General features: G+C 59.2%; 18 protein-coding genes. 13 read left to right on the top strand and 5 right to left on the bottom strand.

Annotated elements, in window-relative coordinates:
* The first annotated feature begins 190 nt into the window (after positions 1–190).
* The 3 genes from GT753_RS16105 to GT753_RS16095 are packed head-to-tail and all read left to right on the top strand — an operon-like array spanning position 191 to position 4763.
* A complete protein-coding gene (locus tag GT753_RS16105) occupies positions 191–2980 on the top strand; it encodes a xanthine dehydrogenase family protein molybdopterin-binding subunit (RefSeq protein WP_160125766.1) in 2790 nt (929 codons plus the stop codon).
* On the top strand, positions 2977–3531 hold the full coding sequence (locus tag GT753_RS16100; protein ID WP_015379038.1) for a (2Fe-2S)-binding protein: 555 nt from the start codon (positions 2977–2979) through the stop codon (positions 3529–3531). Before GT753_RS16105 ends, GT753_RS16100 begins: the two co-directional genes overlap by 4 nt.
* Positions 3528–4763, top strand: a complete 1236-nt coding sequence (locus GT753_RS16095; protein ID WP_021504749.1) for a cytochrome c — start codon at positions 3528–3530, stop codon at positions 4761–4763. The genes GT753_RS16100 and GT753_RS16095 overlap by 4 nt, the downstream gene beginning before the upstream one ends.
* Before the next feature lie 66 nt (positions 4764–4829).
* Here the strand turns inward: GT753_RS16095 and GT753_RS16090 are convergent, their stop codons facing one another.
* Positions 4830–6206 (bottom strand): amino acid permease, encoded by a 1377-nt coding sequence (locus tag GT753_RS16090; RefSeq protein ID WP_004937488.1) that lies wholly within the window; start codon positions 6204–6206, stop codon positions 4830–4832.
* 631 nt (positions 6207–6837) lie between these two features.
* Here GT753_RS16090 and pdhR point away from each other — a divergent pair.
* From pdhR to yacL, 6 genes are all read left to right on the top strand, one after another.
* On the top strand, positions 6838–7602 hold the full coding sequence (pdhR, locus tag GT753_RS16085) for a pyruvate dehydrogenase complex transcriptional repressor PdhR (RefSeq protein WP_004937490.1): 765 nt from the start codon (positions 6838–6840) through the stop codon (positions 7600–7602).
* A gap of 165 nt (positions 7603–7767) precedes the next feature.
* Positions 7768–10431: a pyruvate dehydrogenase (acetyl-transferring), homodimeric type gene (aceE, locus tag GT753_RS16080; protein ID WP_004937495.1), complete on the top strand. Its 2664-nt coding sequence runs from the start codon at positions 7768–7770 to the stop codon at positions 10429–10431.
* A gap of 13 nt (positions 10432–10444) precedes the next feature.
* Entirely contained in the window at positions 10445–12328 is a 1884-nt protein-coding gene (gene aceF / locus GT753_RS16075) for a pyruvate dehydrogenase complex dihydrolipoyllysine-residue acetyltransferase (RefSeq protein ID WP_004937497.1), read from the top strand.
* Positions 12329–12561: 233 nt separating this feature from the next.
* Positions 12562–13986 (top strand): dihydrolipoyl dehydrogenase, encoded by a 1425-nt coding sequence (gene lpdA / locus GT753_RS16070; RefSeq protein ID WP_004937500.1) that lies wholly within the window; start codon positions 12562–12564, stop codon positions 13984–13986.
* Positions 13987–14499: 513 nt separating this feature from the next.
* Positions 14500–17097 carry a bifunctional aconitate hydratase 2/2-methylisocitrate dehydratase gene (gene acnB, locus GT753_RS16065; RefSeq protein ID WP_004937504.1) on the top strand — a complete coding sequence of 866 codons (2598 nt, stop codon included), beginning with the start codon at positions 14500–14502 and terminating at the stop codon, positions 17095–17097.
* 139 nt (positions 17098–17236) lie between these two features.
* Complete coding sequence (gene yacL / locus GT753_RS16060; protein ID WP_004937507.1) at positions 17237–17599, top strand: protein YacL; 363 nt, start codon at positions 17237–17239, stop codon at positions 17597–17599.
* A 32-nt stretch (positions 17600–17631) separates the two neighbouring features.
* Here yacL and speD read toward each other — a convergent pair whose 3' ends face one another.
* From speD to GT753_RS16045, 3 genes are all read right to left on the bottom strand, one after another.
* Positions 17632–18426 carry an adenosylmethionine decarboxylase gene (gene speD / locus GT753_RS16055; protein ID WP_004937510.1) on the bottom strand — a complete coding sequence of 265 codons (795 nt, stop codon included), beginning with the start codon at positions 18424–18426 and terminating at the stop codon, positions 17632–17634.
* 27 nt (positions 18427–18453) lie between these two features.
* Positions 18454–19317 carry a polyamine aminopropyltransferase gene (gene speE / locus GT753_RS16050; protein WP_004937512.1) on the bottom strand — a complete coding sequence of 288 codons (864 nt, stop codon included), beginning with the start codon at positions 19315–19317 and terminating at the stop codon, positions 18454–18456.
* Positions 19318–19442: 125 nt separating this feature from the next.
* Complete coding sequence (locus GT753_RS16045) at positions 19443–19790, bottom strand: YacC family pilotin-like protein (protein WP_004937515.1); 348 nt, start codon at positions 19788–19790, stop codon at positions 19443–19445.
* A 217-nt stretch (positions 19791–20007) separates the two neighbouring features.
* Between GT753_RS16045 and cueO the strand changes: the two genes are divergently transcribed.
* Together cueO and hpt are read left to right on the top strand one after the other, a co-directional pair.
* Complete coding sequence (cueO, locus tag GT753_RS16040) at positions 20008–21675, top strand: multicopper oxidase CueO (RefSeq protein ID WP_015379033.1); 1668 nt, start codon at positions 20008–20010, stop codon at positions 21673–21675.
* A gap of 98 nt (positions 21676–21773) precedes the next feature.
* Positions 21774–22310: a hypoxanthine phosphoribosyltransferase gene (gene hpt / locus GT753_RS16035; RefSeq protein ID WP_048234659.1), complete on the top strand. Its 537-nt coding sequence runs from the start codon at positions 21774–21776 to the stop codon at positions 22308–22310.
* Positions 22311–22348: 38 nt separating this feature from the next.
* Here the strand turns inward: hpt and can are convergent, their stop codons facing one another.
* Positions 22349–23005 (bottom strand): carbonate dehydratase, encoded by a 657-nt coding sequence (can, locus tag GT753_RS16030; RefSeq protein WP_160125765.1) that lies wholly within the window; start codon positions 23003–23005, stop codon positions 22349–22351.
* Positions 23006–23215: 210 nt separating this feature from the next.
* On the opposite strand from can, the gene GT753_RS16025 reads away from it, so the two are divergent.
* On the top strand, positions 23216–24139 hold the full coding sequence (locus GT753_RS16025; protein ID WP_004937534.1) for an ABC transporter ATP-binding protein: 924 nt from the start codon (positions 23216–23218) through the stop codon (positions 24137–24139).
* A complete protein-coding gene (locus GT753_RS16020) occupies positions 24136–24906 on the top strand; it encodes an ABC transporter permease (RefSeq protein ID WP_004937535.1) in 771 nt (256 codons plus the stop codon). The genes GT753_RS16025 and GT753_RS16020 overlap by 4 nt, the downstream gene beginning before the upstream one ends.
* Positions 24907–25020: the final 114 nt, after the last annotated feature.

Genomic DNA, 25020 nt, shown 5'->3' with positions numbered 1-25020 from the left:
CGCAAATTATTTATTAGCCTACAAACTACCTGTGTTTTGTAAATGTTTTTTTGTTGAAAACAGCCTGTTAATCATCACATAATTTTAGTTATAAGCATATGCTTATGACGTCTACGGCAAGGTCGTCAGCGTTTGCGCAACAACACCGCGAACAAAAACCAATTACAAGAAAGACGTGAAGGACTTATTTATGAGCAATTTCAACCCGTCGCGGCGCCGCTTCATCAAAAGCGCCGTGATTGCGGGGGTCTCCGTGTACCTCGCCCCCCTGTACAGCCGCGCCTACGCCGCGCTGTTCGAGCAAAAAATCCTCCAGTCACCCAACTGGGATCCGCAGGCCAAGCGCGTGCGTTTCCGTATCGACGGCCGCGCCAAGGTCATGGGGCAGAAGGTGTTCGCACGCGATATCCGTGCGGTGGACATGCCGCACTGGCCGCAGAAACAGGCGCACGCCTTCATTCTGCGCGTGACCAAAGCCGACCGGCTGTTCGAGGGGGTCGATCTGTCGCTGCTGGGGGACGATCTGCAGCCCGATCGCCTGGTGACGGCGGAAGATCTGGCGCGCGATGGCCTGGCCTTTCCGGCGTTCTACGGTGACGACATGCTGCTGCCGAACGGCAAAACCCCTGCCTATCTCGGCCAGGCAGTGGCGATCCTGATCTATCACGACTTCGCCCGTTTCCGCTTCGCCAAGGACAAGCTGAAATTCCGTGAGGAAACCATCAAATACGGCGCGGTCACCGGCCCGCTGGAGCGCGATCCCTGGGGCAGTTTCCGTTACGTGCGGGTGGGGGGAGAACAGCCGTTCGACGACGATCGCTTCTCCAGCCTGAAGGATACGCCGATCTTCCCGGTATCGATGAAAAAACATCTGCCGGTGTGGCCGGAAGGGCGCGAGGGCGGCAAGCTGGATCAGGAAGGCATGCGCTATGCAGGGATGATCGCCGACGAGTTGGCGAATCCGCCGGCCGACTGGCTGGTAATGTCGCGCCGCTACACCACGCAGTCGATCGACACCTCGGCGCTGGAGCCGGACAACGCCAATGGCTGGTTCGACGCGCAGACGCAAACCCTGCATCTGGTGGTGCCGACTCAGTCGCCGCAGGAAGTGGCCGACGAGATGCCGCGCATGCTGGCCAAGCGCAATCCGCCGGTGAAACAGCTGATCCTGCACCCGTGCTACACCGTGGGCTACGGCTCGAAAGACCACTACAACTTCCCGTATTACGGCGCGGTGGCGGCGATGTACGGCGACGGCCACCCGGTGCGCCTGGCCAACGATCGCTTCGAACAGTTCCAGACGGCGCTGAAGCGCCACGCGTTCGACATGAACTACCGCATCGCGGTGAATAAGCAGACCGGCGTCATGCAGTCGTTCCTCGGTGACATGACGGCGGACGGCGGCGGCCGCAGCAACTTCACCCCTTCGGTGGTGATGGTCGGCGCGACCGCCGCCCAGTCGATTTACTACTTCCCGAAAAGCGATCTGTCGTCGGTCGGGCTGGCCTCACGCGCCATCGATGCCGGCTCGGCGCGCGGTTACGGCACGCTGCAGAGCATGGCCGCCACCGAGATGATGGTGGATGAGCTGGCCGCCGAGCTGAAGATCGACCCGATCGAGTTTCGCCTGCGCAACGTGCTGAAATCCGGCATGAAAAACACCCAGGGGGCGATCCCGGCCGGTGCGATCCGCGCTGATGAAGTGCTGGAGAAGGCGGCGAAGCACGAGATGTGGCTCAAGCGCGCCGAACGCAAGGCCGAGTTTGAGAGCCGCCATCCCGGCAAGCGCTATGGCGTCGGCTTCGGCTGCGTGCAGAAAGACTTCGGCACCGGGGCGGAAACCTCGTTCGCCCGGGTGGAGCTGAGCGAAGATGGCCGCATCACGCTGCATCACAGCGGCGCGGAGATGGGCACCGGCATGTCGACCTCGCAGTCGGTATTGTGCGCGCAGTGGCTGGGCAAACCGGCCGACGAAGCCCACTTCTCGGTCACCGACTGGTCGGTATTGCCGATGGTCACCAGCGGCGATCCTTACCTGATGTCGCAGGAAGAGCAGGATAAGCTGCAAACCAACCCCAACTGGACGCCGAGCTACTGTTCGCCGTCGAGCGCCAGCAACTCGGCCTATTACTTCTCGCACAGTACCCGCGAAGCGGCGCGCCTGATCTTCGATCACGGCCTGTGGCCGGCGGCGATGGCGCTGTGGCAGGCCGGCATCGGCGGCGGCCAGGCGGCGCCGCTGGTGGTGCGGCGCGAAGATGCGCGTTGGGTCGAAGGCGGCCTGACGGCGGCGGGCATGTCGGTGCTGAGCCTCGAGCTGCTGGCCAAGACGGCTTATCAGATGGGCGGCGTCACCGGCGCGGCGGTGCACGTCTTCAACCGCTGGCAGTGGGCGGAGGCCGATTTCACGTTGAACGGCAAAAGCGAGCGCCTGCCGATCGACGGCATGGCGCTGCGCAATGCCAACGGTGAATTCAAGCCGCTGGCGCGCGGGCAGGTCTACTACCCGCCGACCCAGCGCAACAATGCGGCAGTGACCTACTACAGCGCCGTCGGCACGCTGGCGGAAGTGGCGGTGGATATCGCCACCGGCCAGGTGGAGTTGTTGAATCACCATTCGATCATGGAGTGCGGCAACCTGATCGTGCCGGAACTGGTTTCCGGCCAGCTGCAGGGCGGGCTGGCGATGGGCATCGGCCATGCGCTGCACGAATATTTACCGCTGTACGAAGACGGCCCGGGCAACGGCACCTGGAACTTCAACCGTTACCACCTGCCGCGCGCCAGCGACGTGGCGGTGTGGAAACAGAGCGGCGACATCCTGCCGGCGCTGTCGGAAACCGATCCGCCGAAAGGCATGGCGGAGGTGGTGATGATCCCGATCGTGGCCGCACTGGTCAACGCCATTGCCGACGCCACCGGCCACCGTTTCCGTGATTTGCCCGTTCGTGCAGAAAATATTCGTGAGGTATTACAATGAGCATTAAAACCCAGCCGATTTCCCTGACCATCAACGAGAAACAGTACGGCCCGATCGAGGTGCCGGAAGGCTTGATGATGATCGATTTCCTGCACGAGTATCTCGATTTGACCGGTTCGCGCCTCGGCTGCGGGCAGGGCATTTGCCATGCCTGCGTGGCGATTGTCGATCACCCGAGCGGCACCAGCGAAGAGGTGCGCACCTGCATCACCGGCGCGCATTTCTTCAACGGCAAGAAAGTGCGCACCGTCGAAGGCCACGCCAGGGTGGACGAACAGGGGGAGGTGGTTGAGCTGTCGCCGATCCAGCAGGCGTTTCTGGAGCACTACAGCTTCCAGTGCGGCTACTGCACGCCGGGCTTCGTCAACGCCGCCACCATTTTCGTGGAAAAGCTCAAGCGTGAGCCGATCGCCCGCGATCAGCTGGAGAACGCCATCGAGCAGGCGCTGGACAGCCACATCTGCCGCTGCACCGGCTACGTGCGCTATTACGAAGCGGTGCGCGACGTGGTGCTGAAAACGCCGGGCCTGCTGAAGGAGACGGCGCAATGAAAAAACGTCTCGCAGTGTTGATTGTGCTGGTGGCGATCGTGGTGATCGCGCTGCTGTGGTGGCGGGAAAACCGCCGTTACGACGGCCCGGTGCAGCAGGTGACCGCCGGCGCCGAACAGATCGCCCGCGGCCGCTATCTGGCGCAGGCCGCCGACTGTGCCGCCTGCCATACCGCCAGCGGCGGGGCGCCGTTGGCCGGCGGCTATCCGTTGGAAACGCCGTTCGGCACGATTTACGGCAGCAACCTGACGCCGTCGGCCGACCACGGCATCGGGCGCTGGAGCAAGGACGACTTCTTCCTGGCGCTGACGCAGGGAGTGGCGCCGGGCGGGCGGCACCTGTACCCGGCGATGCCTTACACCTCGTATAAGGGCATGTCGCGTCAGGACGCCGACGACATCTACGCTTACCTGATGACGCGCCCGGCGGTGGATGTGGCCATTCCGGCTAACGAGATGCCGTTCCCGTTCAACCAGCGCATGGCGCTGATCGGCTGGAACCTGCTGTTCCGCAGCCAGGATCCGCTGCCGGCCAGCTCGCAGGGCAGCTCGCCGCAATGGCAGCGCGGCCGCTATCTGGCCGATGTGCTGGGCCACTGTGGCGAATGTCACACGCCGCGCGGCGCGCTGGGGCAGATGGATCTCGGCAAGCCGATGCAGGGCGGCGATCTCGGCCGCTTCATGGCGCCGGACATTACGCCGCACGGTCTGGCGCAGCGCGGCTGGACGCCGCAGGACGTCAGCCGCTTCCTCGGCACCGGCCTTGCGCCGCAGGGTTCGGCCTTCAGTGAGATGCATATGGTGGTGGATCTCAGCACCCGTCATTTGACGCCGGAAGATCATCAAGCGCTGGCGCTGTATCTGATGGGCGAGCAGCCGCCGGCGGCTGTGCCGGTGAAAATGGGGCAGGGCAGCGATGCTGGGCGCATGGCCTATCTGGATCAGTGCGCCGGCTGCCACGCGCGCGAAGGCGAGGGCAAACCGCACGTCGCGCCGGCGATGCGCGATAACGCCACGCTGCGCCAGGCGGACGGCAAGAACCTGATCGTGTCGGTGCTGGACGGCCTGCCGGCCCAGCAGTTCCCGAACGGTGAAAGCATGCAGAGCATGCCGGGCTTCGGCGAGCGTTTGAGCGATGCCGACGTGGCGGAACTGGTAAATTACCTGCGGGTGACCTGGGGCGGTTTGCCGGCGGACATCACCGCCGAGCAGGTGAAAGCGCTGCGCAAGTAAGCGGCGTTCAGGCAAAAAAATGGCCCGCATCTGCGGGCCGTTTTGTTTACTGCGCGGTCACGGGATTCAACGGCTGGTGACGCCGTCGACGCGCTGGCTGCGCTGTTTGATGGCGTAACCGACGGCCAGGATCGCTACCCACACCGGGATCAGCAGCACCGAGATTTGAATACCCGGCGTCAGGTACATGATCACCAGGATGCCGGCCATGAACAGCAGGCACAGGTAGTTGCTGAACGGGTACCAGAACGCTTTGAACTTCGGCACCACGCCTTCGCGGTTTTTGGCGGCGCGGAACTTCAGGTGCGCCAGGCTGATCATCGCCCAGTTGATCACCAGCGCCGACACCACCAGCGCCATCAGCAGTTCGAAGGCGCGGCCCGGGATCAGGTAGTTAATCAGCACGCACAGCGCGGTGGCGAGGGCGGAAATGCCGATGGCCACCACCGGCACGCCGCGGCCATCGACCTTCAGCAGGCTTTTCGGGCCGTTGCCCTGCTGCGCCAGGCCGTACAGCATGCGGCTGTTGCAGTAGACGCAGCTGTTGTAGACCGACAGCGCGGCGGTGAGCACCACGATGTTCAGCACGGTCGCTACCAGGTTGCTGTTCAGCGCGTGGAAGATCAGCACGAACGGGCTGCCGCCTTCGACCACTTTGCCCCACGGGTACAGCGACAGCAGAATGGCCAGTGAACCGATATAGAAGATCAGGATGCGGTAGATCACCTGATTGGTGGCTTTCGGAATGCTTTTTTGCGGGTTGTCGGCTTCGGCGGCGGTGATGCCGACCAGCTCGAGGCCGCCGAAGGAGAACATGATCACCGCCATCGCCATCACCAGGCCCATGACGCCGTTCGGGAAGAACCCGCCCTGCGCCCACAGGTTGGTGACGGTGGCTTCCGGGCCGCCCATGCCGCTGAACAGCAGGTAGGCGCCGAACACGATCATGCCGATAATCGCCACCACTTTGATGATGGCGAACCAGAACTCCATCTCGCCGTAAACTTTGACGTTGGCCAGGTTGATGGCGTTGATCGCCAGGAAGAACACCGCGGCGGAAACCCAGGTGGGGATCTCCGGCCACCAGTACTGCACGTAGATGCCGACTGCGGTCAGCTCCGCCATCGCCACCAGGACATACAGCACCCAGTAGTTCCAGCCGGAGGCGAAGCCGGCGAAGTTGCCCCAGTATTTGTAGGCGAAGTGGCTGAAGGAGCCGGCGACCGGCTCTTCCACCACCATTTCCCCCAGCTGGCGCATGATCAGAAACGCGATGAAGCCGCCGATGGCGTAGCCGAGAAGCACTGACGGGCCGGCCATTTTTATTGTTTGAGCGATACCGAGAAATAACCCGGTGCCGATTGCGCCACCTAAGGCGATGAGCTGAATATGGCGGTTTTTCAGGCCGCGCTTCAGCTGGTCACCATGCTGTTGACCATCCATCAATCTAACCCTCTGTCGTTGTGAATGCCCACCTGCCTGTAAAGCAGTGGTTACGATGTGTGTTTTGTTTTATTTACGGCGTTATAGCTATTAATTCCACGGCGCCGCTACCGTTTGGCAGAGAATAATGTTATGCGCGTCGGTTTGCACCTGCTTTGTCGTGTGAGTGATTAAGATTGCAGCAGTTTAGGAAACAAAATGCGGGTTGTGTGACGGCAGGAGGGATTCAGTGCATGAAATAAGCAACAAATCACATAATGCGCAAAAATAACGTAGATCTGAACGGTGGGCTGCGTTCAAATAATGAACGAACCGCCGTTGCGCTGCTCGCCAAATAGCCATTCATTAAAGCGTAATAACCATGCAATAAAACTCGGGCAAAAAGTTTGCACTCTGCCTTGCGTAAGGTTTGGTAAAAGTTAAATCCCCAACCTGCCGCGTAAATGGTAATACCATCACGGCGTTACCGGTTTGCAGCGGGGTTTTCAGCGGGGTGTTAAAATGTGCGGGTAACCTGATTTCGATCAAGGCCCGTATGGACAGGAGGTGAATACTTTGTTACTTTACCGTCACGTTTTTGAAATTGGTATTACCAATTGACTCCGCGCCATTCGCAGAGAAGAATTCACTCATGGCCTACAGCAAAATCCGCCAACCCAAGTTGTCAGATGTTATCGAGCAACAGCTCGAATACCTGATCCTCGAGGGGACACTGCGCCCAGGCGAAAAACTGCCTCCGGAGCGCGAGCTGGCGAAACAATTTGATGTCTCCCGTCCTTCTCTGAGAGAGGCCATTCAGCGCCTTGAAGCGAAAGGGCTGCTCCTGCGCCGTCAGGGCGGCGGCACCTTCGTGCAAACTAATCTGTGGCAGAGCTTCAGCGATCCGCTGGCCGAGCTGCTGGCCGACCATCCCGAATCACAGTTCGATCTGCTGGAAACCCGTCACGCGCTGGAAGGCATTGCCGCCTATTACGCGGCGCTGCGCGGCACCGATGAAGATCTGGCGCGCATCCGCGACTGCCACATCGTGATTCAACAGGCTCAAGACAGCGGCGATCTCGACGCCGAAGCCGATGCGGTCATGCAGTATCAAATCGCCGTGACCGAAGCCGCTCACAACGTTGTGTTACTTCACCTGCTACGCTGCATGGGGCCGATGCTGGAACAGAACGTGCGTCAGAACTTTGAATTGCTCTACTCGCGCCGTGAGATGTTGGCAAAAGTGAGCAGCCACCGCGCCGGAATTTTTGAGGCGATTGTGGCACGCGAGCCGGAAAAGGCCCGTGAAGCCTCGCATCGCCACTTGGCGTTTATCGAGGAAATCTTGCTGGATCTCAGCCGGGAGCATACTCGGCGCGAGAGATCGCTGCGGCGTCTCCAGCAACGCAAGGATTAAGAGCTGTCCTCTTCAGGGTACACCAGCCTGCGGGGGTTAAGTTCGAGGTACTTAGTTAAGTACTTAAGCGGCAACTAAACTGATGGGCCTGTCTTCGTGTGTTTTGGCACAGAACACAGGAAGACAGGCTCCAAACAAACCATTAGACAGATAAGGAATACCACCATGTCAGAACGTTTAAACAATGACGTGGATCCGATCGAAACCCGCGACTGGCTGCAGGCGATCGAATCGGTCATCCGTGAAGAGGGTGTTGAGCGAGCTCAGTTTCTGATTGATCAGGTATTGGGAGAAGCCCGCAAAGGCGGCGTTAACGTTGCGGCCGGTGCTGCAGCGCACAACTACGTCAACACCATCGCGGTAGAAGACGAACCGGCTTACCCAGGCAACCTGGATCTGGAACGCCGCATTCGCTCTGCGATCCGTTGGAACGCGATCATGACCGTTCTGCGCGCATCCAAGAAAGACCTGGAGCTGGGCGGCCACATGGCTTCCTTCCAGTCTTCCGCGACCTTCTATGAAGTCTGCTTTAACCACTTCTTCCGCGCACGCAACGAGAAAGACGGCGGCGACCTGGTCTACTTCCAGGGCCACATCTCTCCGGGCGTTTACGCGCGCGCCTTCCTTGAAGGCCGCCTGACCGAAGAACAGATGAACAACTTCCGTCAGGAAGTGCACGGCAACGGCCTGTCCTCTTACCCGCATCCTAAGCTGATGCCGGAATTCTGGCAGTTCCCGACCGTATCCATGGGCCTGGGCCCAATCAGCGCCATCTATCAGGCGAAGTTCCTGAAATACCTGGAACACCGCGGCCTGAAAGACACCTCTGAGCAGACCGTTTACGCCTTCCTGGGCGACGGCGAGATGGATGAGCCGGAATCCAAAGGCGCCATCACCATCGCCACCCGCGAGAAGCTGGACAACCTGGTGTTCGTCATCAACTGCAACCTGCAGCGCCTGGACGGCCCGGTCACCGGTAACGGCAAGATCATCAACGAACTGGAAGGCATCTTCTCCGGCGCAGGCTGGCAGGTGCTGAAAGTGATCTGGGGCGGCCGTTGGGACGAGCTGCTGCGCAAAGACACCAGCGGTAAACTGGTTCAGCTGATGAACGAGACCCTGGACGGCGACTACCAGACCTTCAAATCCAAAGACGGCGCTTACGTGCGCGAGCACTTCTTCGGCCGTTACCCGGAAACCGCGGCGCTGGTCAAAGACATGACCGACGACGAAATCTGGGCGCTGAACCGTGGTGGTCACGATCCGAAGAAAATCTTCGCTGCACTGAAAAAAGCGCAGGACACCAAAGGCAAACCGACCGTTATCCTGGCCCACACCATCAAAGGTTACGGCATGGGTGAAACCGCGGAAGGTAAAAACATCGCTCACCAGGTGAAGAAAATGAACATGGAAGGGGTTCACCACTTCCGCGATCGTTTCAACGTGCCGGTTGCCGATGCTGACATCGAAAAACTGCCGTACATCACCTTCGAGAAAGATTCCGAAGAGTACAAATACCTGCACGAACGTCGCCAGGCGCTGAAAGGCTACGTGCCTACCCGTCTGCCGGAGTTCACCCAGAAGCTGGAAATGCCGGCGCTGGAAGATTTCAGCTCGCTGCTGGAAGAGCAGAACAAAGAGATCTCCACCACTATCGCCTTCGTGCGTGCCCTGAACGTGATGCTGAAGAACAAGTCGATCAAAGATCGCCTGGTGCCAATCATCGCCGACGAAGCGCGTACCTTCGGTATGGAAGGTCTGTTCCGTCAGATCGGTATCTACAGCCCGAACGGCCAGCAGTACACCCCGCAGGACCGTGAGCAGGTTGCTTACTACAAAGAAGACGAGAAAGGCCAAATCCTGCAGGAAGGCATCAACGAACTGGGCGCAGCCTCTTCCTGGCTGGCCGCAGCGACCTCCTACAGCACCAACGATCTGCCGATGATTCCGTTCTACATCTACTACTCGATGTTCGGTTTCCAACGTATCGGCGACCTGTGCTGGGCAGCGGGCGACCAACAGGCGCGCGGCTTCCTGATCGGCGGGACCTCGGGCCGTACTACCCTGAACGGCGAAGGTCTGCAGCACGAAGATGGCCACAGCCACATTCAGTCTCTGACCATCCCTAACTGCATCTCTTACGATCCGGCTTACGCGTACGAAGTGGCGGTGATCATGCACGACGGTCTGGTGCGCATGTATGGCGACAACCCGGAAAACGTGTACTACTACCTGACCACGCTGAACGAAAACTACCACATGCCTGCGATGCCGCAGGGTGCGGAAGAAGGTATCCGCAAGGGTATCTACAAGCTGGAAACGCTGGAAGGCAGCAAAGGCAAGGTGCAGCTGCTGGGCTCCGGCGCCATCCTGCGCCACGTGCGCGAAGCTGCGCAAATCCTGGCGAAGGACTACGGCGTGGGTTCCGACACCTACAGCGTGACCTCGTTCACCGAACTGGCGCGCGACGGCCAGGATTGCGAGCGCTGGAACATGCTGCACCCAACCGAAACGCCACGCGTGCCTTACATCGCTCAGGTGATGAGCGACGCGCCGGCGGTAGCCTCTACCGACTACATGAAACTGTTCGCCGAACAGGTTCGTACTTATGTGCCGGCCAGCGATTATCGCGTACTGGGCACCGACGGCTTCGGTCGTTCGGACAGCCGCGAAAACCTGCGTCACCACTTTGAAGTCGATGCGTCCTACGTGGTGGTTGCTGCTCTGGGTGAACTGGCTAAACGCGGTGAGATCGAAGCTTCTGTGGTTGCTGACGCAATCAAGAAATTCGACATCAACCCGGAAAAAGTTAACCCGCGTCTGGCCTAAGAGGTACTGAATAATGTCTATCGAAATCAACGTACCGGACATCGGTGCAGATGAAGTCGAAATCACCGAGATTCTGGTGAAGGTCGGCGATAAAGTTGAAGCGGAACAATCGCTGATCACCGTGGAAGGCGACAAGGCTTCCATGGAAGTGCCCTCCCCGCAGGCGGGCGTGGTGAAAGAGATCAAAGTGGCGGTCGGCGATAAAACCGAAACCGGCAAACTGATCATGATCTTCGAAGCGGCAGGCGCAGCGGAAGCTGCTCCGGCGGCGAAAGCGGAAGAAAAACCGGCAGCAGCAGCAGCTGCCCCGGCTGCCGCTGCGGCCAAAGACGTTGCCGTGCCGGACATCGGCGCCGACGAAGTCGAAGTGACCGAGATCCTGGTGAAAGTGGGCGACAAGGTGGAAGCCGAGCAGTCCCTGATCACTGTGGAAGGCGACAAGGCTTCCATGGAAGTCCCTGCGCCGTTCGCGGGTACCGTGAAAGAGATCAAGATCGCGACCGGCGACAAAGTGAAAACCGGTTCCCTGATCATGGTGTTCGAAGTGGCCGGCGCCGCTTCCGCTGCTGCTCCGGCTGCGGCTGAAGCACCGGCTGCCGCTGCAGCGCCTGCGGCCTCTGCGGCCAAAGACGTCGCCGTGCCGGACATCGGCGGTGACGAAGTCGAAGTGACCGAAGTGATGGTCAAGGTAGGCGACAAGGTTGCCGCCGAGCAGTCTCTGATCACCGTGGAAGGCGACAAGGCCTCCATGGAAGTGCCAGCGCCGTTCGCGGGCACCGTGAAAGAGATCAAGATCGCGACCGGCGACAAAGTGAAAACCGGCTCCCTGATCATGGTGTTCGAAGTGGAAGGCGCTGCGCCTGCCGCTGCCGCCGCGCCAGCCGCTAAAGCGGACGCTGCGCCGGCGCCGGCCGCCGCTAAAGCCGCCGCTCCGGCTGCGAAAGCTGAAGACAAAGGCGAGTTCGCCGAGAACGCGGCCTACGTGCACGCGACCCCGGTCATTCGTCGTCTGGCGCGTGAATTCGGCGTTAACCTGGCGAAAGTGAAAGGCACCGGTCGTAAAGGCCGCATCCTGCGCGAAGACGTTCAGGCTTACGTGAAAGACGCGGTGAAACGCGCTGAAGCGGCTCCGGCTGCTGCCGGCGGCGGTCTGCCGGGCATGCTGCCATGGCCGAAAGTGGACTTCAGCAAGTTCGGCGAGATCGAAGAAGTCGAAATGGGCCGCATCCAGAAGATCTCTGGTGCGAACCTGAGCCGCAACTGGGTGATGATCCCGCACGTGACTCACTTCGACAAAACCGATATCACCGATCTGGAAGCGTTCCGCAAGCAGCAGAACGAAGAAGCGGCCAAGCGCAAGCTGGACGTGAAGTTCACGCCTGTCGTGTTCATCATGAAAGCCGTTGCTGCCGCTCTGGAGCAGATGCCGCGCTTCAACAGCTCGCTGTCCGAAGACGGTCAGAAGCTGACGCTGAAGAAATACATCAACATCGGCGTGGCGGTAGATACCCCGAACGGCCTGGTGGTTCCGGTGTTCAAGGACGTGAACAAGAAGAGCATCACCGAGCTGTCTCGCGAGCTGATGACCATCTCCAAGAAAGCGCGCGACGGCAAGCTGACCGCGGGCGAGATGCAGGGCGGCTGCTTCACCATCTCCAGCCTGGGCGGTATCGGGACGACTCACTTCGCGCCGATCGTCAATGCGCCGGAAGTGGCTATCCTGGGCGTCTCCAAGTCTGCGATGGAGCCGGTCTGGAACGGTAAAGAGTTCATGCCGCGCCTGATGATGCCGATGTCGCTGTCCTTCGACCACCGCGTTATCGACGGTGCCGATGGTGCGCGCTTCATCACCATCATCAACAACATGTTGTCCGACATTCGCCGTCTGGTGATGTAATGCAAAAGGGGCGCAGCATGCTGCGCCCCTGACGATTCTGTAGCAGTTTTGTCGGATTTTGCATAACTCGACAAAATTGTTGAGACACGGGTCACTCGAACACGCTTTGCAGATTATTAACAATTCTGTAAACTGCTCGCGGTGTAAGCGTCCCGGTGGATGAAGGGCGTTATGAGATCGATTAGCAATAAAAATGACGTCTGACCCGCCGGACAATCAATTAAGAGGTCATGATGAGTACTGAAATTAAAACTCAGGTCGTGGTACTTGGGGCGGGCCCGGCAGGTTACTCTGCAGCCTTTCGTTGCGCTGACTTAGGTCTTGAAACCGTTCTGGTTGAACGTTATTCCACTCTGGGCGGGGTTTGCCTGAACGTGGGATGTATCCCTTCCAAAGCACTGCTGCACGTTGCCAAAGTGATCGAAGAAGCCAAAGCGCTGGCCGAACACGGCATCGTTTTCGGCGAGCCGAAAACCGACATCGACAAAGTGCGCGTCTGGAAAGAAAAAGTCATCACTCAGCTGACCGGCGGTCTGGCTGGCATGGCCAAAGGCCGTAAAGTGAAAGTGGTCAACGGCCTGGGCAAGTTCACCGGCGCTAACACCCTGGTTGTGGAAGGCGAAAACGGCCCAACCACCATCAACTTCGACAACGCCATCATCGCCGCAGGTTCTCGTCCGATCCAACTGCCATTCATTCCTCATGAAGATCCACGCGTGTGGGATTCTACCGATGCGCTGGAACTGAAAACCGTCCCAGAGCGTCTGCTGGTTATGGGCGGCGGCATCATCGGCCTGGAAATGGGCACCGTATACCATGCGCTGGGTTCACAGATCGACGTCGTTGAAATGTTCGATCAGGTTATCCCGGCGGCAGATAAAGACGTGGTGAAAGTCTTCACCAAACGTATCAGCAAGCAGTTCAACCTGATGCTGGAAACCAAAGTGACCGCGGTAGAAGCCAAAGAAGACGGCATCTACGTCACGATGGAAGGTAAAAAAGCGCCGGCAGAACCACAGCGTTACGACGCGGTGCTGGTGGCGATCGGCCGCGTGCCGAACGGCAAACTGCTGGATGCCGGCAAAGCCGGTGTTGAAGTTGACGAGCGTGGCTTCATCAACGTCGACAAACAGCTGCGCACCAACGTGCCGCACATCTTCGCCATCGGCGACATCGTCGGTCAGCCGATGCTGGCGCACAAAGGCGTGCACGAAGGCCACGTCGCCGCAGAAGTTATCGCCGGCATGAAGCACTACTTCGACCCGAAAGTGATCCCATCCATCGCTTACACCGAGCCGGAAGTGGCGTGGGTGGGTCTGACCGAGAAAGAAGCGAAAGAGAAAGGCATCAGCTACGAAACCTCCACCTTCCCGTGGGCGGCTTCCGGCCGTGCGATCGCTTCCGACTGTGCAGACGGCATGACCAAACTGATCTTCGACAAAGAAACTCACCGCATCATCGGTGGCGCGATTGTCGGCACCAACGGCGGCGAGCTGCTGGGTGAAATCGGTCTGGCTATCGAGATGGGCTGCGACGCGGAAGACATCGCGCTGACCATCCACGCTCACCCGACCCTGCACGAATCCGTGGGTCTGGCGGCGGAAATCTACGAAGGCAGCATCACCGATCTGCCTAACCCGAAAGCCAAGAAGAAGTAATTCTGCTGGTTTGACCGGTCATCAAGCGGCTCCTGAGAAGGGGCCGTTTTTTTTGCTCAGATGCAGAACGCGGTTTTTTGTGGCCGCTGCGCCAAATTCCGATCCTTATGCTTATGTCCACTCTAATTATATGGATATAATGTCCTGCTAGTCCGGCAGCCGATTACGCTGCGCTCAACGATTCAGCAAAGATTTAATGTTGCTTTTATGTGAACGAATTAACAACCGTTTCAAATCCTGATATGCTGGCTGAGCGGAACCGGGCACTGTACCTTACAGTCCAGGACATCGACAGCAGTGCCCCGTCAGGATAGATGGCATCAATATCGCCGTGCGCTCTACCCATCAGTCTTTCATGCTGTAACGCTGTTTGACCGTGCTTGTTTGCCCCAATCACCGTTTCGGGGCCTTTACGGGCCGATCGCCTAGCCACAGAGTGAAACCCAAAGGGTATAAACCCGGTTTGCATATACGCCAGGCACAATAAATGACAATGAGAGCGAGGAGAACGTCGTGCTAGAAGAATACCGTAAGCACGTAGCCGAGCGTGCTGCTGAGGGCATCGCCCCTAAGCCGCTAGACGCCACCCAAATGGCCGCGCTGGTCGAACTACTGAAGAATCCGCCAAAAGGCGAAGAAGAATTCCTGTTAGACCTGCTGATTAACCGTGTTCCACCGGGCGTCGACGAAGCCGCCTACGTCAAAGCAGGTTTCCTGGCGGCCATCGCCAAAGGTGAAGCGACATCCCCCCTGGTTACCCCCGAGAAAGCCATTGAACTGTTAGGCACCATGCAGGGTGGCTATAACATTCACCCGCTGATCGAAGCGCTGGACAACGAAAAGCTGGCGCCGATCGCCGCCAAAGCGCTGTCCCACACGCTGCTGATGTTCGACAACTTCTACGACGTGGAAGAGAAGGCCAAGGCCGGTAACCCGCACGCCAAACAGATCATGCAGTCCTGGGCCGACGCCGAATGGTACCTGTCGCGCCCGGAGCTGGCGGAAAAGATCACCGTCACCGTGTTCAAAGTCACCGGCGAAACCAACACCGACGACCTTTCTCCGGCGCCGGACGCCTGGTCGCGCCCGGACATCCCGCTGCACGCGCTGGCGATGCTGAAAAACGAACGTGAAGGCATCGTGCCGGATCAGCCTGGCAGCGTCGGCCCGATCAAACAGATCGAGCTGCTGAACAAGAAAGGCTTCCCGCTGGCCTACGTCGGCGACGTGGTCGGCACCGGTTCCTCCCGTAAATCCGCCACCAACTCGGTGCTGTGGTTCATGGGCGACGACATCCCGCACGTGCCGAACAAGCGCGGTGGCGGCGTGGTGCTGGGCGGCAAGATTGCGCCTATCTTCTTCAACACCATGGAAGATGCCGGCGCCTTGCCGATCGAAGTGGACGTGTCCGAGCTGAACATGGGCGACGTGATCGACGTTTACCCGTACAAAGGTGAAGTGCGCAACCACGAGACCGGCGCGCTGATTGCCAACTTCGAGCTGAAAACCGACGTGCTGCTGGATGAAGTGCGCGCCGGTGGCCGTATCCCGCTGATCATCGGCCGCGGCCTGACCACCAAGGCGCGCGAAGCGCTGGGTCTGCCGCACAGCGACGTGTTCCGCATCGCCAAACCGGTAGCCGCCAGCAGCAAAGGCTTCTCGCTGGCGCAGAAAATGGTCGGCCGCGCCTGCGGCGTCGCCGGCATTCGCCCTGGCGAATACTGCGAACCGAAGATGACCTCCGTCGGCTCTCAGGACACCACCGGCCCGATGACCCGCGATGAGCTGAAAGACCTGGCCTGCCTCGGCTTCTCCGCCGATCTGGTCATGCAGTCGTTCTGCCACACCGCTGCGTACCCGAAACCGGTTGACGTGACCACGCACCACACGCTGCCTGATTTCATCATGAACCGCGGCGGCGTCTCGCTGCGCCCGGGCGACGGCGTGATCCACTCCTGGCTGAACCGTATGCTGCTGCCTGACACCGTCGGCACCGGCGGCGATTCCCACACCCGCTTCCCGATCGGCATCTCCTTCCCGGCCGGTTCTGGCCTGGTGGCGTTTGCCGCCGCGACCGGCGTGATGCCGCTGGATATGCCTGAGTCGGTGCTGGTGCGCTTCAAAGGCAAAATGCAGCCGGGCATCACCCTGCGCGATTTGGTGCACGCCATCCCTTACTACGCGATCCAGCAAGGTCTGCTGACCGTCGAGAAGAAGGGCAAGAAAAACATCTTCTCCGGCCGTATTCTGGAGATCGAAGGCCTGCCGGATCTGAAGGTCGAGCAGGCGTTTGAGCTGACCGATGCGTCCGCCGAACGTTCCGCCGCCGGTTGTACCATCAAGCTGGACAAGGCGCCGATCGAAGAGTACCTGAACTCCAACATCGTGCTGCTGAAGTGGATGATCTCCGAAGGCTACGGCGATCGCCGTACGCTGGAGCGCCGTATTCAGGGCATGGAAAAATGGCTGGCGGATCCGCAACTGCTGGAAGGCGATGCGGATGCGGAATACGCGGCGGTGATCGACATCGATCTGAACGAGATCAAAGAGCCGATCCTGTGCGCGCCGAACGATCCTGACGACGCGCGCCTGCTGTCCGACGTGGCCAACAGCAAGATCGATGAAGTGTTCATCGGTTCTTGCATGACCAACATCGGCCACTTCCGCGCGGCGGGCAAGCTGCTGGATCAGCACAAGGGCCAGTTGCCGACCCGTCTGTGGGTGGCGCCGCCAACCAAGATGGATGCGGCTCAGCTGACCGAAGAAGGCTACTACAGCGTCTTCGGCAAGAGCGGCGCGCGTATCGAGATCCCGGGCTGCTCGCTGTGCATGGGCAACCAGGCGCGCGTGGCGGACGGCGCGACGGTGGTTTCCACCTCAACCCGTAACTTCCCGAACCGTTTGGGCACCGGCGCCAACGTCTATCTGGCGTCTGCCGAACTGGCCGCGGTAGCGTCCCTGCTGGGCCGCCTGCCGACGCCGGACGAGTACCAGACCTATATGGCGCAGGTCGACAAGACGGCGGCGGATACCTACCGCTACCTGAACTTTGACCAGCTGGGGCAGTACACCGAAAAAGCCGACGGCGTGATCTTCCAAACCGCCGTGTAAGCCGCTATATTGCGCAACTGTTTAACGGGAGGCCTTGGCCTCCCGTTTTATTTTACTCAGTTGCCAACTTTGCGAGCGCTCACTGAGTTAGTCCGCCATTTATGTTTACACTAAGAAAAAGGGCTCAGGAGGGCATGCTATGGATTACGAATTTCTGCGTGACGTCACCGGTCAGGTGATCGTCAGATTTTCGATGGGGCATGAAGCGATTGGCCACTGGATCAACGAAGAAGTCAAAGGCGATTTCAACCTGCTGGACCGCATTGAAGCCGGTGCGGCCGAGGTCAAAGGCAGCGAGCGTCAATGGCAGCTGGAAGGCCATGAATATACGCTGCTGATGGACGGTGAAGAAGTGATGATCCGCGCCAATCAGCTGGAGTTCGAGGGCGATGAAATGGAAGAGGGGATGAACTATTACGACGAAGAAAGCCTCTCATTCTGCGGCGTTGAGGATTTCCTGCTGGTGTTGAAAGCCTATCGTTCTTTCATGCTGAAGTACTAAGCATCAGGGCGCGGCGTGCCGCGCCCTTTCCATCACAGATGCGGAATATTGCGGCCGTAATAGATTTCCTGCATCTCTTTCCATAACAGATCGGTGATCTGCTTGCGCTCGGCGGCGCTCAACGCCTCCGGCTCCGCGTTAAACAGGTAGTGCTTCAGATCGAAATCCTTCAGCAACATCTTGGTATGGAAGATATTTTCCTGGTAAACGTTCACGTCCATCATGTGGTACAGCGCCTTGATGTCTTCCGACATAAAGTTCTGGATCGAATTGATCTCATGATCGATGTAATGTTTCACGCCGTTCACGTCGCGGGTAAAACCACGCACGCGATAGTCCATGGTGACGATGTCGGATTCCAGCTGGTGAATTAAATAGTTCAGCGCCTTGAGGGGCGAAATGACGCCGCAGGTCGAAACCTCGATATCGGCGCGGAAGGTGCACAGCCCGCCTTCCGGATGGCTTTCCGGGTAGGTGTGTACGCAGATATGGCTTTTGTCCAGGTGCGCGACGACCGTATTCGGCAGCGGACCGGGGTGTTCCGACGTATCGACGTCTTTCGGATCGATCGGCTCTTCGCTGACCAGGATGGTGACGCTGGCGCCCTGCGGCTCGTAGTCCTGACGCGCGATGTTCAGAATATTGGCGCCGATGATCGAGCAGGTTTCGCTCAGGATCTCGGTTAACCGGTTGGCGTTATATTGTTCGTCTATGTAGGCGATATAGCCATCGCGATCGTCCGCGGTTTTGGCGTAACAAATATCGTAAATACAAAAACTCAGGCTCTTGGTCAGGTTGTTGAAGCCGTGCAGTTTTAGCTTATGCAATTTGGGCCACCTCCTTTATCTTCTCGCTTAACGTGTTACGTTCAGGGCATTGAGCAAATATTGCGGCAGGGCAAAGCTGCCGACGTGAATTGCCGGGTTGTAATAACGGCAGTGTAGGCCGCTTTGGTTAAAGCGCTGTTGCAGGGCAGGCAGATCGCGCTGGCGCAGCGCCGGGTCCTGGCTCGCCCAGGCGAAGGTCATGATGCCGCCGTAATAGGTCGGGATCGCCGCCTGATAGAAGCTGACGTCGCTAAAGTAGCGGCTCAGTTTGGCGTGGCTGTTGACCGCCTCGTCCTGCTGCAGAAAACAGACGCCGTTCTGCGCGACGAAAATGCCGCCCTCATTCAGGCAGCGGGCGCAGCCTTCATAAAACGCCGAGGTGAACAGGCTTTCGCCGGGGCCGATCGGATCGGTGCAGTCGGAGATGATCACATCGAATGTTTCGTCGGTTTGATTCACGAAGTTGACGCCGTCGTCGATCACCAGCTTGAAGCGCGGATCGTCATAGGCGCCGGCGCTGTGGTTGGGCAGGTATTGGCGGCAGAACTCGACGACGCCGGCGTCGATCTCGACCATGGTGATCTGCTCCACGCCAGGGTGCCGGCTGACTTCACGCAGCATACCGCCGTCGCCGCCGCCGATAATCAGCACTTTCTTCGCCCGGCCGTGCGCCAGCAACGGCACGTGGGTCAGCATTTCGTGATAGATGAACTCGTCACGCTCGGTGGTTTGCACCACGCCGTCGAGCGCCATCACGCGCCCCAGCTCCGGGTTCTCGAAGATCACCAGATCCTGATGATCGGTCTTCTCGCGGTACAGCACCTTCTCTACCGAGAAGTACTGGCCGAAGCCCGTATGCAGCGTTTCGTACCAAATTTCTTTCTGGGTCATGTGCGGGAAACTCCGTAATAACAGCCATGAAAAATCGGCGCAACATCATAGCTAACTCTGCCTGGCGATGCACGGTTGAATTTCAGACAGAGAGAGCGTTAAGCGGATGGGAGAAGGGGAAAGAATTAATTGGCGTAGGCCAGCAGGCTCAACGAGTCACGCGCCAGCGATTTGCACTTCTTGGGCGTTGGAATGGCGATGCCGCTGAGATCGCGATAGCTGTCTTCGCCCAGCGCCTTCATATTGAAACTGTTGTAGTTGCTCAAATCCCAGCGGTTTTGTTGCGCGAAATAGACAATGGCGCGTTTGATTTGCGCGTTTGGCAAATCGTTGTAGCCGCAATCATTTTTCAAATAAATAAATACCGCCGTAAGATCGGCCAGATCTTCCGCCTCGGATTCATTCAGCGCCAGACTGGCGTTGGAGAAGCCCAGCATCGCCAGCAACAGCATCGATAACGTTGTTTTTTTCATCATGAAATAGGCCTGTTTGTCGTCTGCTGACGTTACCACACTTGTCTGTAAAGGCACCAAATTTTATTGCCGGCGGGCCGGCGTCGCGCTTGCCAGTCACACTCTCTTGATTGTGAGGCATAGCTTAAAATACCGCCAGGAAAGGCTTGACCTTCCGCCAGGGGGAAGGTTTAGGCTGGCGGCATTGAGTTATGTCACTGAGAAAAGGGAGTCAGCGATGTTACGCCGTGATTTTATTAAATTAACCGCCGCGCTGGGCGCGGCGAGCGCATTGCCGTTATGGAGCCGAGCCGCCTGGGCGGCCGATAGGCCGGCCCTGCCGGTACCGCCGCTGTTGATGCCGGACGCGCAGGGAAAGATTGCGCTGGCGCTGCAGGCGGGGGAAACCCGCTGGTTGCCCGGCGCCGCGACCAAAACCTGGGGATTCAACGGCGCGCTGCTCGGGCCGGCGGTGAAGCTGCAGCGTGGCCAACCGGTGACGGTCGATATCAAAAACCGCCTGGCGGAGGCCAGTACCGTCCACTGGCACGGTCTGGAAATTCCCGGCGACGTCGATGGCGGCCCGCAGGCGCTGATCCATCCCGGCGCGACGCGCACGGTGAATTTCACCGTTGATCAACCGGCGGCCACCTGCTGGTTCCACCCGCATACACACGGTAAAACCGGCAGCCAGGTGATGATGGGGCTGGCGGGGCTGGTGCTGCTGGAAGACGACGAAAGCGCCAAACTGCCGCTGCCGAAAACCTGGGGGCAGGATGATATTCCGGTGATCCTGCAGGATAAGCGGCTGGGCAAAGACGCGCAGATCGAATACCGCCTGGACGTGATGAGCGCGGCGGTGGGCTGGTTTGGCGATCGCATGTTCACCAACGGCGCGCAGTATCCTCAACATCTGGCGCCGCGCGGCTGGCTGCGTCTGCGTTTCCTCAACGGTTGTAACGCCCGCTCGCTGAATCTGGCGGCCAGTGACAACCGTCCGCTGTACGTCATCGCCAGCGACGGCGGTTTCCTGGCGGAGCCGGTGAAGCTGACCGAGCTGCCGATGCTGATGGGCGAGCGTTTTGAAGTGCTGGTCGATGCCTCCGACGGGAAAGCATTCGATATCGTGACGTTGCCGGTGAAACAGATGGGCATGACGCTGGCGCCGTTCGATCGGCCGCTGCCGGTGTTGCGCATTCAGCCGTCGTTGGCGCAGGGCATTAAAGCCATGCCGGACAGCCTGGTGAAGCTGCCGACATTGCCTGCCACCGCCGGCATCCAGGAGCGTTGGCTGCAGCTGATGATGGATCCGCAGCTGGATATGCTCGGCATGCAGGCGCTGATGGATCGTTATGGCCACCAGGCGATGGCCGGCATGAGCATGAATCATGGCGCGATGGGCGGTGGCGACATGAAAGGCATGGACCACGGTAACATGAAAGGCATGGAAAAGGGCGGCATGCAGGGCATGGATCACGGCAACATGAAAGGCATGGATCATGGCAAGATGGCCGGGATGGATCACGGCGGCGCGCAGGGCAAAGCCAAACCGTTCGACTTCAGCCACGGCAACATGATCAACGGCAAGGCCTTCGACATGACCAAGCCGATGTTCGCCGCCAAACGGGGCCAGTATGAGAAATGGACCATTTCCGGCGAGGGCGACATGATGTTGCACCCGTTCCACATTCACGGCACCCAGTTCCGTATCTTGTCGGAAAACGGCAAACCGCCGGCGGCGCATCGCAGCGGCTGGAAGGACACGGTGCGCGTCGAAGGGTGGCGCAGCGAAGTGCTGGTGCGCTTCGATCATCCGGCAAGCAGCGAACATGCGTATATGGCCCACTGCCACCTGTTGGAACACGAAGATACCGGCATGATGATGGGCTTTACCGTCGACGAATGATCGCGGCCCGGCGCTCATGTGGCGGCGCGCTCGCGTCGCCACCGGCGAAAGGCTATGCTAAACTCCGCACCTTTCTTCCGGCAACTGACCTGAATACTATGAAACACACTGTAGACGTAATGATTTCCGAGCAGGAAGTTAAGACCCGTATCGCCGAACTTGGCCGCCAGATCACCGAACATTACCGCGACAGCGGCAGTGACATGGTGCTGGTCGGGCTGCTGCGCGGCTCCTTCATGTTCATGGCCGATCTGTGCCGCGCGATTGACGTGCCGCACGAAGTCGACTTCATGACGGCTTCCAGCTACGGCAGCGGCATGTCCACCACTCGCGACGTGAAGATCCTCAAGGATCTGGACGAAGACATTCGCGGCAAAGACGTGCTGATCGTGGAAGACATCATCGATTCTGGCAATACGCTGAACAAAGTGCGCGAGATTTTGGCGCTGCGTGGGCCGAAGTCGCTGGCGATTTGCACCTTGCTGGACAAGCCTGAGCGCCGTGAAGTGCAGGTGCCGGTCGAATACGTCGGCTTCTCGATCCCGGATGAGTTCGTGGTGGGGTATGGCATCGACTACGCCCAGCGCTACCGTCACCTGCCGTACGTCGGCAAAGTGGTGCTGCTGGACGAGTAATTGGATGTGGGGCGCGGCAAGCCGCGCCCGCGGCGGGGTTATATGCCTTTATCCTGCTTCAGTTTGGCTATCGCTTTGCGGTAGCCCATCTCCAGGCTCTCGCGGCTGGTCGCCAGCACTTCCATATCGCGCAGACGGCCGTCCTGAATGCCGTACACCCAGCCGTGGATCATCACCTTTTGGCCGCGTTTCCAGGCCGATTGCATGATGGTGGAGTGGCCCAGGTTGTACACCTGCTCAATGACGTTGATCTCGCACAGCATGTCGAAACGCTGTTCCGGCGGCAGCTCGCCCAGCAGCGAACTGTGCTTGTACCACAGATCGCGAATGTGCAGCAGCCAGTTGTCGATCAGTCCCAGCTCCGGGTTTTCCACCGCGGCCTGCACGCCACCGCAGCCCAGGTGGCCGCAGATGATGATGTGTTCGACCTCCAGCACATCTACCGCATACTGCACCACCGACAGGCAGTTAAGATCGGTGTGGATAACGAGGTTCGCCACGTTGCGATGGACGAACAGTTCACCCGGCTCGAGGCCGGTCAGGCGTTCTGCGGGAACGCGGCTGTCAGAGCAACCAATCCATAAGAAGCGGGGCTTTTGCGCCTGGGCTAAACGTTCAAAAAAATCCGGGTCTTCCTGACTGATATTGGCCGACCAGGCCTGGTTGTTGGCGATAAGCTCTTCGATTTCTTTCATGAAGGTGATTGACCCGTAACGGACAGATTGCGTTGGGGTAATATAGGGTAAGCGTCACAATTTGGAAATCGGAACAGTGGTGCAGCCTCATTTAGCGCACGGATTCGACGCAGTGAAAACGCCGTCGATGCTAGGATTATTGTTAGTGTTTCAAGCCTCGCAAACAGGGGCGCGGCGGCATACTCATCGTTATAAGGTACTATTTTACATATGAATTATGCACTGGAATTAGCGCAGCTGACCAAGACTTACGCCGGTGGCGTCAAGGCGCTGCGCGGCATCGACCTGAGCGTCGAAGCGGGGGACTTTTATGCCCTGCTGGGGCCAAACGGCGCCGGAAAGTCCACCACCATCGGCATCATCAGCTCGCTGGTGAACAAAACCGCCGGCAGCGTGCGGGTGTTCGGTTACGACATCGATAAAGACATCGTCAACGCCAAGCGCCAGCTCGGCCTGGTGCCGCAGGAGTTCAACTTCAATCCGTTTGAGACCGTGTTGCAGATCGTGGTGAATCAGGCGGGTTACTACGGCGTCACGCGGCGTGAAGCGATGGCGCGCGCCGAAAAATACCTCAATCAGCTGGATCTGTGGGGCAAGCGCAACGAGCGCGCCCGCATGCTGTCCGGCGGCATGAAGCGCCGCCTGATGATCGCCCGCGCGCTGATGCATCAGCCGAAGCTGCTGATTCTCGATGAGCCGACCGCCGGGGTGGATATTGAGCTGCGTCGCTCGATGTGGGGCTTCCTGAAAGATCTGAACGCCCAGGGTACCACCATTATCCTCACCACCCACTATCTGGAAGAGGCGGAAATGCTGTGCCGCAACATCGGCATCATCCAGAACGGAGAACTGGTGGAAAACACCTCGATGAAGGGGCTGCTGGCCAAGCTGAAGTCGGAAACCTTCATCCTCGATCTGGCGGCGAAGAGCCCGCTGCCGAAGCTGGACGGTTACCGCAGCCGCCTGACGGATACCTCGACGCTGGAAGTGGAGGTGATGCGCGAGCAAGGGCTGAACGGCCTGTTCGCCCAGCTGAGCGCGCAGGGCGTGCAGGTGCTGAGCATGCGCAATAAGGCGAACCGCCTGGAAGAGCTGTTTGTCACCCTGGTTAACGGCAATGGAGAGAAAGCATGACGCGTTTGTATTGGGTGGCCTTACAGAGCATCTGGGCCAAAGAGGTAAACCGGTTCGCGCGCATCTGGATCCAGACCCTGGTGCCGCCGGTGATCACCATGACGCTGTACTTCATCATCTTCGGTAACCTGATCGGCTCGCGCATTGGCGATATGCACGGCTTCAGCTACATGCAGTTCATCGTGCCCGGCCTCATCATGATGGCGGTGATCACCAACTCCTATGCCAACGTCGCCTCGTCGTTCTTCAGCGCCAAGTTTCAGCGCAACATTGAGGAACTGCTGGTGGCGCCGGTGCCGACCCACGTGGTGATCGCCGGCTATGTCGGCGGCGGCGTGGCGCGCGGCATCTGCGTCGGCGTACTGGTGACCATCATCTCACTGTTCTTCGTGCCGCTGCAGGTGCACGCCTGGTGGGTGATTGCGCTGACGCTGCTGCTGACGGCGATCCTGTTCTCGCTGGCGGGGCTGATCAATGCGGTGTTCGCCACCACTTTCGACGACATCAGCCTGATCCCGACCTTCGTGCTGACGCCGCTGACTTACCTGGGCGGGGTGTTCTACTCGCTGTCGCTGCTGCCGCCATTCTGGCAGGCGGTGTCCAAGCTGAACCCCATCGTTTATATGATCAGCGGCTTCCGCTACGGTTTCCTCGGCATCAACGACGTGCCGCTGGCGTTCACCATGGCGGTGTTGGTGGCGTTTATCGCGGTGTTTTACCTGCTGTCCTGGTACCTGATCGAGCGCGGCCGCGGCCTGCGCAGCTGATCGTATCGCGCCCTCGCTTTCCCGGCGGGGGCGCTTTTCTTGATTTGGCGCAGGCGGCGCGTAAATCAATAGAATTGCTCAAATAACCGCTAGTTCCCCGCTGTTCAAATCGTG

It is taken from the genome of Serratia sp. Z4 (assembly GCF_009900725.1).
GTDB classification, from domain to species: Bacteria; Pseudomonadota; Gammaproteobacteria; order Enterobacterales; family Enterobacteriaceae; genus Serratia; species Serratia nematodiphila.
Note: the sequence above shows the minus strand (reverse complement) of the source record. Positions and strands in the feature narration are given on the sequence as shown.